The 13,017-nt window shown below is 53.0% G+C and carries 15 protein-coding genes; 10 read left to right on the top strand and 5 right to left on the bottom strand.

Annotation, left to right across the window (positions count from 1 at the left end):
• Positions 1-777, bottom strand: coding sequence for a glycosyltransferase family 2 protein (locus MKO97_RS13290; protein WP_256463644.1), 777 nt, complete (start codon positions 775-777; stop codon positions 1-3).
• 65 nt (positions 778-842) lie between these two features.
• Here MKO97_RS13290 and MKO97_RS13285 point away from each other — a divergent pair, with 65 nt between their 5' ends.
• Positions 843-1,670 carry a glycosyltransferase family 2 protein gene (locus tag MKO97_RS13285; RefSeq protein ID WP_241103696.1) on the top strand — a complete coding sequence of 276 codons (828 nt, stop codon included), beginning with the start codon at positions 843-845 and terminating at the stop codon, positions 1,668-1,670.
• 3 nt (positions 1,671-1,673) lie between these two features.
• Here the strand turns inward: MKO97_RS13285 and MKO97_RS13280 are convergent, their stop codons facing one another.
• On the bottom strand, positions 1,674-2,711 hold the full coding sequence (locus tag MKO97_RS13280; protein ID WP_241103695.1) for a glycosyltransferase family 9 protein: 1,038 nt from the start codon (positions 2,709-2,711) through the stop codon (positions 1,674-1,676).
• Between the two features lie 140 nt (positions 2,712-2,851).
• On the bottom strand, positions 2,852-3,667 hold the full coding sequence (locus tag MKO97_RS13275) for a 2,3,4,5-tetrahydropyridine-2,6-dicarboxylate N-succinyltransferase (RefSeq protein ID WP_241103694.1): 816 nt from the start codon (positions 3,665-3,667) through the stop codon (positions 2,852-2,854).
• Between the two features lie 85 nt (positions 3,668-3,752).
• Here MKO97_RS13275 and MKO97_RS13270 point away from each other — a divergent pair, with 85 nt between their 5' ends.
• From MKO97_RS13270 to MKO97_RS13255, 4 genes are all read left to right on the top strand, one after another.
• Positions 3,753-4,487, top strand: coding sequence for a class I SAM-dependent methyltransferase (locus MKO97_RS13270; protein WP_241103693.1), 735 nt, complete (start codon positions 3,753-3,755; stop codon positions 4,485-4,487).
• 1 nt (position 4,488) lies between these two features.
• Complete coding sequence (locus MKO97_RS13265) at positions 4,489-5,517, top strand: hypothetical protein (RefSeq protein WP_241103692.1); 1,029 nt, start codon at positions 4,489-4,491, stop codon at positions 5,515-5,517.
• Positions 5,514-5,924 (top strand): Holliday junction resolvase RuvX, encoded by a 411-nt coding sequence (gene ruvX, locus MKO97_RS13260; protein WP_241105531.1) that lies wholly within the window; start codon positions 5,514-5,516, stop codon positions 5,922-5,924. Before MKO97_RS13265 ends, ruvX begins: the two co-directional genes overlap by 4 nt.
• A gap of 103 nt (positions 5,925-6,027) precedes the next feature.
• Complete coding sequence (locus MKO97_RS13255; RefSeq protein WP_241103691.1) at positions 6,028-6,822, top strand: HAD family hydrolase; 795 nt, start codon at positions 6,028-6,030, stop codon at positions 6,820-6,822.
• Here the strand turns inward: MKO97_RS13255 and MKO97_RS13250 are convergent.
• Positions 6,819-9,014, bottom strand: a complete 2,196-nt coding sequence (locus tag MKO97_RS13250; RefSeq protein WP_241103690.1) for an FUSC family membrane protein — start codon at positions 9,012-9,014, stop codon at positions 6,819-6,821. The two genes, MKO97_RS13255 and MKO97_RS13250, sit on opposite strands and share 4 nt — an antisense overlap.
• Positions 9,015-9,163: 149 nt before the next feature.
• On the opposite strand from MKO97_RS13250, the gene MKO97_RS13245 reads away from it, so the two are divergent.
• From MKO97_RS13245 to MKO97_RS13230, 4 genes are all read left to right on the top strand, one after another.
• Positions 9,164-9,616, top strand: a complete 453-nt coding sequence (locus tag MKO97_RS13245) for a hypothetical protein (RefSeq protein ID WP_241103689.1) — start codon at positions 9,164-9,166, stop codon at positions 9,614-9,616.
• Between the two features lies 1 nt (position 9,617).
• Positions 9,618-9,902, top strand: coding sequence for a hypothetical protein (locus tag MKO97_RS13240; protein WP_241103688.1), 285 nt, complete (start codon positions 9,618-9,620; stop codon positions 9,900-9,902).
• A 20-nt stretch (positions 9,903-9,922) separates the two neighbouring features.
• Positions 9,923-11,092 carry a zinc-dependent alcohol dehydrogenase gene (locus MKO97_RS13235; RefSeq protein ID WP_241103687.1) on the top strand — a complete coding sequence of 390 codons (1,170 nt, stop codon included), beginning with the start codon at positions 9,923-9,925 and terminating at the stop codon, positions 11,090-11,092.
• A gap of 87 nt (positions 11,093-11,179) precedes the next feature.
• Entirely contained in the window at positions 11,180-11,734 is a 555-nt protein-coding gene (locus tag MKO97_RS13230; RefSeq protein WP_241103686.1) for a ferritin-like domain-containing protein, read from the top strand.
• A 136-nt stretch (positions 11,735-11,870) separates the two neighbouring features.
• Here the strand turns inward: MKO97_RS13230 and MKO97_RS13225 are convergent, their stop codons facing one another.
• Positions 11,871-12,236: a hypothetical protein gene (locus MKO97_RS13225; RefSeq protein ID WP_241103685.1), complete on the bottom strand. Its 366-nt coding sequence runs from the start codon at positions 12,234-12,236 to the stop codon at positions 11,871-11,873.
• 132 nt (positions 12,237-12,368) lie between these two features.
• On the opposite strand from MKO97_RS13225, the gene MKO97_RS13220 reads away from it, so the two are divergent.
• Positions 12,369-12,980, top strand: coding sequence for a hypothetical protein (locus tag MKO97_RS13220; RefSeq protein ID WP_241103684.1), 612 nt, complete (start codon positions 12,369-12,371; stop codon positions 12,978-12,980).
• The last annotated feature ends 37 nt before the right edge of the window (positions 12,981-13,017 follow it).

Here is a 13,017-nt window from a genome sequence, read left to right as displayed (position 1 = left end):
TTATTTTTTATCGTCGCGGTAGAGTTTCCGCAACTCGCGGTACCTTTCCCTGACGCTCAGGGCATTCAGGTAACAGATGACGAATCCTTTTTGGCCGTCAAGGATACCCAGTCGCACCAGGTATTGGTAGAGGAAGTTATACAGCGCGTGGCCATGCCAATGGAAAAAGGTCGGTTTGAAACCGCTCTGGAATTTTTCCCTTGCCTTTAACTTGCCGTATGTGAGCATTTTGCCTTTATAGCTTTCGTAATCGGCGTAGGAATAATGTATCAACTTGTTGCGGAACACCCCGATGCGTCCGTCAACATCGAGTTTCTCGTGCACGAGGCGCTTGGCGGTGTAACGCGCTTTGTCTTTGCGGAAGAGCCGGAAGATACGATCGGTCTGCCAGCCACTGAAATGAAGTACTTTTCGCTTGAAAAAGAACTTCCGGTAAAACAGGTAGGCGTTTACGGGTTCGTTGCGCTCGACCGTCTCCAGGATCTCCTGTTTTAGTTCGGGCGTCAGACGCTCGTCGGCATCAATGAACAAAATCCAATTGTTTCGCGCCATATCGATCGCGAAATTCCGTTGGGCCGTGAAATTCTGGAAAGGGTGTTCTATAAATGTGACGTACGGGAAGGATTGTGCGATCTCCTTCGTTTTGTCCTTACTGTATGAATCGACTACTATTACCTCGTCTGCAAAGTCCAAATCAGTCAAAAGTTCCCTCATGTGGGACTCTTCATTCAGCGTTATGATAAGAACCGAAATGGGGGCCTTACGGGTTAAGTCCATTCATTAGCAATTGTGCAACAAATATAATTTATTTAGTACTTTTGCAAAGCCCGAAGCCAAAATTTATGAAAATTTCCGTAGTCGTCAGCACCTACAACGCCGAGAATTGGTTGGAGAAAGTTTTGATCGGATACAGTGTGCAGACATACAAAGACTTCGAGCTAATCATTGCCGACGACGGGTCACGCCCCGCCACACGTGAGCTGATCGAGCAGTATGCCGCCCATTATCCAGTCCCTGTTCGCCACCTTTGGCACGAAGACCTCGGCTATCGCCGGCAGGAAATCCTGAACGTAGCCATCATGGAGGCGCAGCACGAGTATATCATCATGACCGACGGCGACTGCATTCCGCGTAAGGATTTTGTGGAAGTACACGCCCGTTACGCACAACGTGGACGATTCCTTTCCGGGGGCTACTGTAAACTGAATATGGAGGCCAGCACTGCTATCGAACCGGATGATATCCGCGCCGGACGGTGTTTCGATGTGAAATGGCTCAAGAAATTCGGTAAGGTCGGTTTCTCACAAACGCTCAAACTCCGGGCCGATGCCACACTGGCTAGTGTATTGGACACCGTGACACCCACTAATCCTTCGTTCAATAACTGCAATTCGTCCGCTTTCCGCGACGACATGATTGCGATCAACGGCTACGACGAACGCATGAAGTACGGTGGACCCGATCGCGAGTTCGGTGAGCGTTTGGAAAACAATGGTATCCGTGGACTCCAGATCCGCCACAAAGCGATCTGCCTGCATTTGGACCATGCACGGGGCTATAAAACGCCTGAAGGACTCGCCGCCAACCTGGCCATCCGGAAGGAAGTGAAAGAGCGTAAACTCAACTGGACACCTTTCGGTATCGTCAAAGGCGAAAAACCGACTTCCTAACTTTTATTTTCTGTTCTTTTGGAGGAAGTCGACCAGCACGGGTGCGATAAGGTCGGGTGTGAACGCATCATATAATTCCAGCGCCTGGGACTTCATCTCCTTAGGTGATTTGTCGCCATAGAGTTCAGGCTTAACGTCTTTCAGGTGTATCGAGACATTGGTGCTGCCGTTTTCGAAGGAACTCCACGCTTCTTTTTTGATCCACGTAGAGAAAATTGTGAAGGTCGGGATGCTGATGGCTTTTGCCATGTTCACCGCACCACCTTCGTTGCCAATCAACGCATCGCAATGTGCGGTAAGCGCAAGAAATTCTCGGATGCTACCCGGAATGAGGTCCAGTCGGATGTGTGTCTGTGTTGCAGGTAAACAGGCATCGAAAATCGCTTGTGCTTCCGCGGCTTGCGAGGGCATATAATTAAAAAGTAAGGTCGCCTGGGTGTGGACTACAATCGTATCAAGCAACTGGGCCATGTAGGCCGTCGGGTACGTTTTTGTCCTTCCGCTGCCGATGACCCCAATCATATAAACGGTGGCGTTCGGATCGATTCCGGCTGCAGCCATTCGCTCGCGTCCCATCGCCAAATCGTCCTCTGACAGCCAGATAGTGGGGCGGATATCGAAGTCCGGACGTTGTGCCACGAGCCCCAATAGATTCATCCGGTTTTCGAGCGCCGTTCCGGCTGTAGTGCGGGGTGCTGGCAGTTCCCGGACTGTTTTGGTATAAAAGAAAGACGTATACCCTTTATGGAAGGCCACTTTCGTCTTTGTCCCGGATGCCAGCGCCATCAGGTTGCTCTCTAGCTTCCCGTAGGCGTCGATAACCACATCGTACCGCTCCTTCCGGATGGTTTTCAGGAACCGTAGGAGTTCCCGTTTGCTGTTGTGCATCTCCTCCGTAAACAACACCAACCGGTCAATGTTCGGGTTTCCTTCCACCACCGGCTTCGTGAACGGATAGATCGCATAATCGATCCGCGCGTCCGGATACACCTTCCGCAGGTTGTTGCAGATGATGGAGGTCGCGAGGACGTCTCCAATCATTTTAAGCTGTATGACGAGGATTTTCACGGAAGGAGTTGGGAGTTAGGAGTCAGGAGCAAGGATCGATGAGCGAGTTCATTCCGACGGCTTTCAACGTTCTGTCCACCCCTCATTGTTACTTGTACATCGTTCATTGTTCATTACACCGCCACATCATACTCCCGCAACGCTTCATTCAAACTCGTCTTCAAGTCTGTCGAAGGTTTACGTTTGCCGATGATGAGCGCGCAGGGCACCTGGTAGTCGCCGGCAGGGAATGATTTGGTGTAGCTTCCCGGAATCACGACGGAGCGCGCCGGTACCACGCCTTTCATTTCAATGGGAGTGTCGCCCGTGACATCGATGATTTTGGTGGAGGCGGTCAGGCAGACATTCGCGCCCAATACCGCTTCGGCTTCCACGCGCACGCCTTCCACAACGATACAGCGCGATCCGATGAAGGCCCCGTCTTCGATGATGACCGGCGCGGCCTGCAACGGTTCCAATACACCGCCGATACCGACGCCTCCGCTGAGGTGGACGTTCTTACCAATCTGGGCGCAACTGCCGACGGTGGCCCAGGTGTCAACCATAGTACCTTCGTCAACATAGGCCCCGATATTTACATAACTCGGCATCAGGATCACGCCCTTCGAAATATACGCCCCATGACGAGCGACGGCATTCGGCACGACCCGCACGCCTTTCGCCGCATAATCGCGCTTCAAGGGCATTTTATCATGGTATTCAAAGATGCCGGCTTCAAGGGTTTCCATTTTTTGGATCGGGAAATACAACACCACGGCTTTTTTCACCCATTCGTTCACCTGCCACCCTTTTGCGGTCGGTTCGGCAACCCGAAGGGTGCCTTCGTCAAGCAGGTTGATGACGGTGCGGATGGCGTCGGTTGTTTTGGTATGTTGGAGAAGGGAACGGTCTTCCCAGGCGCTTTCGATGAGGGAGCGGAGTGTGTCCATGCAGTTGTAATTTTACGGCAAATATACGCGATTTTGGTGCGTTCGACTGGGCAGAATTTCGTAGCTTGCCGTATACCATTTTCGTATGAAAGATCATTTTTCAGGCGTTTCCGGGGGGTATGCTGCCTTCCGTCCGGATTATCCCGGGGCGCTCGTGGCGCGCATCCTTGCCCTGACACCGGGTCGTGAACGCGCGCTCGATGTCGCAACGGGAAACGGGCAACTGGCATCCAAACTCGCCCCGCATTTCCATCATGTGGATGCGACGGATATCAGCCATAACCAACTGCAATATGCACACAACGAGCTGAATATCCTCTACCATGTGATGCCGGCCGAGCGACTTGATTTTCCTGATGCTTCCTTCGACCTCCTGACCGTGGCACAGGCCGTGCATTGGTTCGATTTCGACCTGTTTTATGACGAAGCGACGCGCGTGCTGCAACCGGGCGGTATCATCGCCCTGCTCGGGTATCAGTTGTTCCATAGTTTTCCCGAAGCCGATGCCATCGTCCGACCTTTTTACCATGACGTCGTGGGGCCGTTCTGGGACCCGGAGCGCCACTGGATCGATGAAGGATACCGTACGCTTCCCTTCCCCTTCGACGAAATTCCGTGCGAGCCCATGAGTTATAAGGTCAGCCGTACCGCGGAACAGATACTGGGCTATCTCGAAACCTGGTCGGCCGTGACACAATACAAAGCCCATTTCAATGAAAACCCCGTTGACCAAATCCGGCAAACGCTTCTGGAAGTATGGGGTGACGGGCCGAGGGAAGTGGTTTTTCCGTTACTTTTGCGGGTGGGTAAAAACAAATAAGATGTACAGGTTTTTCCATCTCCTAACAGCGCTTGCTCTATTCTCAATCGGTACCTGCGTGGCACAGAAGAATGCCGACTTTTCGTTTTTCAAACCGGGTTACAAGGTAAAGAGTAGCTACGGTGCGTGTCGGGCTTTCGAGTCACCGGTTATCCCGAATTACGGTTACACCTTTCCCGGCGGACTGCGCGAGCCCCGATATTATTTTCCCATCCCCTCATTGGCCGAAGGGATAGCCACTAATTTCGACATATTGAAAGAAGCGGAGGGAACGTCGGACACGCTTGTTATCCAGGTGCGTCGTTTTGGTTTTTCTGAAGAATGGCGCGATGGTAAGACGACCGCCCGATTTTTCTTCAAAGCGTATGCCTACGGCCGTTCCAAAGCCGATTATCACCTGTTGGCTACCATCGACACAACTACGGCTGTTGTTACCGACAAGCCGTTTGACGTCAATATTGTCGTTGCCAGTCGGGTGGTTAACGATTTTCTTGCGTCCACCATGGCACGCCCTTCGTCCGATTATCCTGTAATTTCCTGGGACGATATAAAGGCCATCGACGACTATGAAAAAAGAAAGTCACCGTTATATTCGTCCGACCAGTACGTAGATGGCCTCTACACCTCTTTTGATCGTCTTCGCATGATGGAGCCCTCAACTACCTCGTTTCAGGTGGAACGGAATGCAAAAGGGAAACTAAAGAAAATCAGCTATAAGGATTTTAAAGGCGACTTCATACCGATGGAATTGGAGCAAGTGTATGCCATTGTCGAAAACGGCATAGCGTATATCGTTCACGAAGGAAAACTGGAGACACTTTACAAAAGGGAGGGCGAGTTGTATTTTGAAGGAGATGTGATCGTCGGACCCAATGGGGAGCAAGTAGGTGCGATGTCCGTGTCGTTTGGAATAATGGGAGGCGCCTTGTACAACGAGATGAGCAAAAAAAGGGTACGGCATGAAATCCGGATCCGGCAACTCGACGGTGAACGCATTCCCGAACGTGCGATTAAAAAAGAGAAAAAATAATGCGCATCCTCGCCCTTGATTACGGACATAAACGCACGGGCATTGCCGTCACCGATGAATTGCAACTGATCGCATCCGGACTGACGACGGTCGAATCGCCGAAACTGCTCGATTTCCTGGCGGCGTATTTTGCTCAGGAGAAGGTGGAAAAAGTCGTATTGGGCGAACCCAAACAGATGGACAACACCGCATCGGAAAGCGCCGTGTGGGTAGAAGCCTTCCTGACCCAGTTCAAGACCCGGTTTCCGGATATGCCCGTCGTGCGGATGGACGAGCGGTTTACCTCCAAAATGGCGTTCCAGACGATGATCGACAGTGGACTGAAGAAGAAACAACGGCAGAACAAAGCGCTGGTTGATGAGATTTCCGCCGTCATTTTATTGCAGGACTACCTGAACCGTCGGTAACGCTGGCGACACCCTTCCGTTACATTTATTTAGGATTTGATATTCCCTTTTTCTACCGTCGGTCTGTATCTTTGCGCCGGCCTTTTTCATGTGCCTTCCTACTATGATACGACTGATTGCAACCGATCTCGACGGTACCCTTCTGGATGACGAAAAACGACTCAGCCCTGATTTCTGGGAGGTCGAACAACAACTGGTCGATAAAGGCATCCTGTTTACGGTGGCCAGCGGACGCCAGTTCCACAACATCGCCAAAGTATTCGAGCGGATTGCCGATCGCACGGTGTTCATCGCCGAAAATGGCAGCTATGCCTATCATGCCGGAACAGAGATTTTCCGCGTTGCACTCGACCCCAAACACGTGCATGATTTCATCCGGATCGGGCGCCAGGTGGAAGGGGCCGGACTGGTGGTGTCGGGTAAAAAAGCGGCGTATATCGAAAGCCGCGAACCCAGGTTTGTAGACGAAGTCATCCGCCATCATGATGCGCTCGAAATCGTTGACGACCTCCTTCAGGTTGAGGACGATGTGTTGAAATTCACATTAGCGGATTTTGGCGATATCGTCACCAATACAGCGCCGCGGTTCGAAGCATTTGCCCCTCATTTCAATGTGGTCATTTCCGGGCGTTACTGGATGGATATCACCGACAAAACCGCCAACAAAGGCACGGCACTCCGTCATGTGCAAGCGCATTTTGGGATCAGTCGCGAGGAAACGTTGGTCTTCGGCGATTACTTGAACGACCTCCAGATGATGCAGGAAGCCCGACTCAGTTATGCCATGCGCAATGCCCATGCCGATATACTGGCAGCAGCCTCGCATGTCACCGAGTCAGACAATAATGGGTTTGGTGTGACGGAGACCATCAAACGACTCGTATTGGCCTCCTCTTAAATATTGTCGATTTTCCGCACCGCCTTGACGATGCCTTCCGAAAGGCTGACGAGCATCACCAACTGCTCCACAATCAATTGGTTTTCCTGTAAAAGCCATTCGTTTTCCTGTCGGCCCGCCTCCAGCAGTTCGCGCTTGCGTAATTCGCGCAGTTCCGTGAACCGCAGTTCGAGGTTTTCGGCCGGCAGCGCATGTGTCAATTGTGGAGTTTCGTCCAAAAAGTCGACCGCCGCTTCCAGGTTGCGGCCGATGGTAGACATTACGACGTTGAAGGCTTCCGTCGCTTTGCCGGTATGGTGCGTCTGGATGTAAGTGCCCAGCGAGGCCGAGGCCGATAACAACGAGTGGTTAAGTTCGACCAGTTTATACAAAGGTGCCAATTGCCGCTGCTTTGATTTCGGCTCCTGTGTCATCCGTTGGAAGGACGCCATAAGATTGCCGATTTCCACGAACGCGATACGACGCGAGGTACGGTAGGCCGGCGTGGCTTCGCCTTTCGTAATATAATACTGCGCGATTTCGGCAAGATAGGCCCGATTCGCCTCGATTGATTTCCGGATGTAGGTACGTATGCTCAGGAACTCCCATGACGGCCACAAAAAATGGTTCGCGGCAAAAGCAAGGGCCGCCCCCGCCAGCGTGTCGATTATCCTATATTCGACATACTTGCTGCTTCCGGGCACCAGGATGCCATACAGTAAAATCACATAAATCGTCACAAAACCGGCGCCTATCTTATAATTAATGGACGTAAAGGCAAAACCCAGCAACATCGACAGGATGGCCAGCGAGCCAAGCCACGTCGCATCCCCCGTGATTTTCAGGATGACGAAGCCAATGAGCCCCCCCACGACGGTTCCGGCCAGCCGGTCAAGTGAGCGCTGTTTGGTAAGTCCATAACCGGGTCGCATGATGACCACTATCGTCATCAGGATCCAATACGCGTTTTCAAACAGCAGCAGTTTCCCCAGGACGAAACCCGCCATCACGGTTACCGTCAGGCGAAGCGAATGGCGGAAGAAGTTGGAGGAGAAGCTGAGGTTTTCCCGAAACGTCCGCCACGGGTAATACTCCGGCGCCATCATGCGCTCCAGTCCACGATCGCGTTCCTTCACCTCGAGGTCGGTTTTGGTCGAGATGGTGCGTTCGATCATTTTGATCTTCTCGATCTGCTTCTCGGCGTAATGCCGCATGTTCGAAAGCATCAGCACCCCTTCGCGCGCCTCGTCGCCGTACCGCAATTCGTATTCGGCAATCACACTTTCAAGTGCCTCCAGTCGCGGTAAAAGTGTGCGTTTCGACACATAATTGCGGTTGCCGGAAATACTCTTCGAGAGTTTTTTCAGGGTGGAGGCAAGGTTATAGGCCAGGTCCTGATAAACGGCCAGGGCTTTGGGAAAGTCCCCGAATTGCCGATGGAGTTTCGAGTGGTCGAAGGCGGTGGAAAGGGCCAGTTCGAGGATGTCGACACAGGACGAAAAGACCAGCAGCATCCGGCGGTTTTCACTCGAAATACCCGATGTCGATCGCGTCCGGATGAGGATTTCCCGCAGGTTTTCGTGTATGGTATTGAGTTCTACCTGTAGGTGCAATTGCCGTTCCAGTATGGTGTCGCGGTCGGCCCCCAGCGTCCAGAGGTCGCCCCGGTATTTCATGTATTTGGCCGTCAGGCGGATGCATTCCGCGATCTGTAGTTGCACATACCGATGCGGGAAGAGCACGTCATACAATAGGGAAATCGAAAGATAGAGGAGTCCACCCGCCAGCAAGAGCCCGGCATACACACACATCTCCCAGCCTTCATGCACGTGGGCGAAAGCGAGCGACACCGCCAGGAGGCCGGAAAACGATACCATCGTGGCCCGTTGCCCGTAGACCGAAATCATCGCCATGAAGAACACGCCGCCGGCCAGCAACGGATACAGCAGCGCCGGATAGGGAACCAGCAGGTTGACCAACAGGTTGCTGCCCGCTACCAGCACCGCCGCGGCGAATACGCCTTTGACCTTGTGCCGAAAATTACTCGGGATGTCGCTGGGATAGGTGAGAAGGGCCCCGATGGCGATATTAAACCCGATATCGGTATAACCGAAGTGACCGAGCAGCAACACCGGAAGTACCGCTGCCAGCGTCACTTTGGTGGCATTGCTGAAATTCGTGCTGCCGGCGAAATGGGTAACTTTTCGGATCATAGTGGCGTTTCCCAAAGATACGGCACAACGACGGAATTTGTGCCGTTAGCGTCGGGCGAATGCTGTAATCCTTCTCGGGCATCATGTAAGGCCATCCGGCGCGGTTCGTCGGACATTTGAAAACCAACACGACCTACCCCCACTGTCGTATGGATGTCATCCGCATTCTTTTATCCGCCTTTTTCGGCACCGTCCTCATGACGGCCTTCTCGTATCTCGTTTCCGCTGCCTTTCGGAAGTTATACGAAGAACCCATCCTGCTCTCCATCATCTTCCGGCGTCTGGGGATGGAAGGGGATAGTTATCCACGGGTATGGGGTTGGCTCGCGCATTTCCTGACCGGATGCCTCTTCGCTACGGCCTTCGAGTGGTACTGGCTCCGCGACGGACTCTCGCTGCAAACGGCGGCAATAGCCGGAACCGTGGCCGGCATCGCAGGCATCCTTACCTGGATGATTTTTGTACGGATACCGGACCAGCGTCCACCCATCGGGCCGTCGTATTACCTGCAGTTATTCATTGCCCACCTTTTCTTCGCTGCCGGTGCCGCCGCCTTTTCCTGGTGGTACGGCTTTCCACATGAACAAATAAACCCCTACTAATATGAAACGACTGATCATGGCCGCCCTCTTCCTGATGGCCGCCGGCGGTGCATCCGCCCAAACCGACACCACGCGTCAAACGCGTCCCGCTACCAAAATGCAACCGGCACCGAATACGCGGTATCCCGAACGTCCCACCGACAGCCTTCCCCGCAAAGACACCCTAACACCGATCGATCCGCGGAATACCAATCCGGAGAACCGCAAACTGAAAAACGGCACGATTGATCCGTCTACGCAGCCGAAGACAACGGTGCCGGCCCCGTCGAAAAAGCGCCGTCCGTAAACCCTTAAAATCCAAGTGACATGAAAGCAGCAGTGATGCACGGTCCGGGCGCAATTACCTATGATACGGTAGACGACCCTATCCTCAAAAGCGACGATGATATCATATTGAAAGTAACGGCGACTGCCATTTGCGGGTCCGACTTACACATCTACTCCGGTGGGCTTCCCCAACCGCGTCCGATGGTCATGGGCCACGAGTTCATGGGCATTGTGGAAGAAGTTGGCAACGCCGTGACGCACTTGAAACGGGGCGACCGAGTGGTTGTTCCCTTTCCGATTGCGTGCGGGCACTGCTTTTTCTGCGACCACGAACTTCCGGGGCACTGCGAAAACAGCAACCCCGACCATTACGGACCCGAGGGCGGTGTGCTGACCGAAAAAGGAGGTGCGCTCTTTGGCTATACCGATCTATACGGCGGGTACGATGGAGGCCAGGCCCAATACGTACGCGTGCCGTATGCGAACATGGGGCCACGGAAAGTGCCGGAACAACTCACCGATGAACAGGTATTATTCCTTACGGATATTTTCCCTACGGGATATGCCGGCATTGATTGGGGAGAAGTGAAAGGCGGCGAAACCGTAGCCATCTTCGGTGCCGGACCCGTAGGTCTCATGGCCGCCAAATCGGCCTGGCTTCGGGGTGCGGGTCGGGTATTCATCGTCGATACGGAAGCCTATCGCCTGGAAAAAGCACGTGAAACCACCGGAGCCGAAACCTTGCTTTGGGAAGACGGATCAAAGAGTGTCATCGAACAAATCCGTGACCATACGGGCGGACGCGGCGCGGATGTCGTGGTGGATGCGGTCGGATTCGAACCCGATCGTAATTTCCTGGACCGTGTCAAATCGGTCGTCAACTTTGAAAAAGGATCGGTAAAAGTACTCGAAGCCTGTATGAGCGCCGTCCGACGTGGCGGTATCGTATCGGTATTGGGCGTCTACCCCGTGTTCTATGATAATTTCCCTGTCGGACAGTTTTTCGACAAGGGGATTATATTGAAAGGAGGACAGGCGCCGGCCCATAAATACATCGACCCGCTCCTGGCGTATGTAGCGGAAGGAAGGGTGCGTCTTGACGACATCATCACCCACCGGCTGCCTCTGTCGCAGGTGGCCCATGGCTATGACATTTTCAAAAACAAAGAAGACGGCTGCGTAAAGGTCGTACTCGATCCGTTGGCCTAAACGTGTGCTTGCAACACGTAGAAACAATCCTGTAAGAGCGTGGCGCTTCGGTCGTCGTAATTTCACCAAAAAGTAATACAACATCCAATGGCAACAACAGCAAACAATGGCACACGCGGTCGCGTGAAAGCAAAATCAACCGCCGCGGCGGAACTACGCGAATTATTCGTTGACGAACTGAAAGACATCCTTTATGCCGAGCGGGCCCTGACAAAGGCGCTTCCCAAAATGGCAAAGAATGCCAGTTCAGCGAACCTCGTCAGCGCACTCGAAGGGCATTTGACCGTCACCGAAGGCCAGATCGCCCGACTCGAAAAAGTATTTGAACTACTCGGCGAAACGGCACGCGGTAAGAAATGCGACGCAATGGAAGGGCTGATCAAAGAAGGAGAGAGCATCCTGGAAGAAAGCCAACCCGGACCTGTGCGCGACGCCGGCATCATCTCAGCCGCGCAGAAAATCGAACATTATGAAATCGCTTCGTATGGCACACTGGCCGCCTTTGCCCGCACCTTGGGTGAAGAGGAAGTAGCCGCCTTGTTGGAGGAAACGCTTGCCGAAGAAAAAGAGGCCGACGTGGAACTCACCGAGAACGCCTACAACAATATCAATTTCGAGGCCGCGGAGGAAGAGCAACAATAGTGGAAAGGCCCGGTTCACGCCGGGCTTTTTTATGAAACGATTTCTAGGAAAGAACGGGCTCTCGCTGGTTTTCCGCTTATTAGAATCGAAAGGTAATGCCGCACGTTTCTTATCCCGACATTCCAACCCGCCGGCATCAATTCTGTGAAAAGCGACCAAAACCCGTGCGGAGCAGGTTGACGAGCTCGGTCTGGTCTTTGCCGGAAGAGGCTGCGCGCCAGTCGTCGTAATCGCACACGAAGTAGGCCTCGCTGTGGCGGTTCAGGATGAATTCGATGCGGTCGCACACGCGTTGGAGCTGCTGCAATTCGAGGAATTTATCCTGGTCGGGAACGGAAATCAGGATCCGGTCCCAGGTAAAGCAGCGATCATGGTGGTAGTCGTCGGGTTGCAGGCCGATATACGCAAAAATAGCCCGGATTTTAGATTCGTCGAGCTCACATTTTTTCTGGTTGTAGGCGTCGAGTTGGGCGAGGAGCAGGGAGAACGAGGGGGAGGACATGGCGTTTTAAATAAAGGTCGGGATTCTGGAAGTGAAGGTTTTACATGTTAATCTGGGTTTTTTGCAGAATGACAAGGCGATAATTGCGCCATTTGGCTTGCGTTTTTTTATGGCACGCCGTACCTTTAGGTAATGCTAACCGGAACTTTTCTGACCCTGGTATCACGGTATACCGACGACAAGGAACAGGCCAACGACCTGTGGCTCGAACTGTTTTCCCATTATGCCGAACCCGGACGGCACTACCATACGATTTCCCATCTGGAAAATATGGCAGCCGAACTGACGCCGCTCCGTCCGCAGATCGACGACTGGGATGCGGTGCTGTTTGCTTTGTTTTACCACGACGTCATTTATAAACCTACCTCGTTGCAGAACGAAGCCGAGAGTGCACGTTTCGCCCGGCAAAGGTTGCAGGCAATCGGGTTTCCGGCCGACCGTATCGAAGCCTGTGCCGCCATGATCCTTGCTACCAAAGAGCACCTGCCCGCATCCGGTGATACGGCCTTCCTGCTGGATGCCGATATGGCGGTACTGGGCGCCGCACCTGATGTATACCGTCAGTACGCGGATGGGGTGCGGGAAGAGTACAGCGTCTTTCCGGATTTGCTCTACAACACGGGACGGAAGAAAATCCTGAGGCACTTCCTGTCCATGGATCGGATTTTTTCAACCGAGTACTTCTATGACCGTTTTGAACGAAGGGCGCGGTTGAATATCCAGGATGAGATCGACCAACTCTAAAGTGCTGTCGTTTCCTTGATACCGTTTTTCGTATATT

Origin of the sequence: Flavobacterium sp. HJ-32-4, assembly GCF_022532105.1 — a bacterium.
Taxonomy (GTDB): domain Bacteria; phylum Bacteroidota; class Bacteroidia; order Flavobacteriales; family Flavobacteriaceae; genus Flavobacterium.
This window is presented reverse-complemented; position numbering and strand designations above follow the sequence as displayed.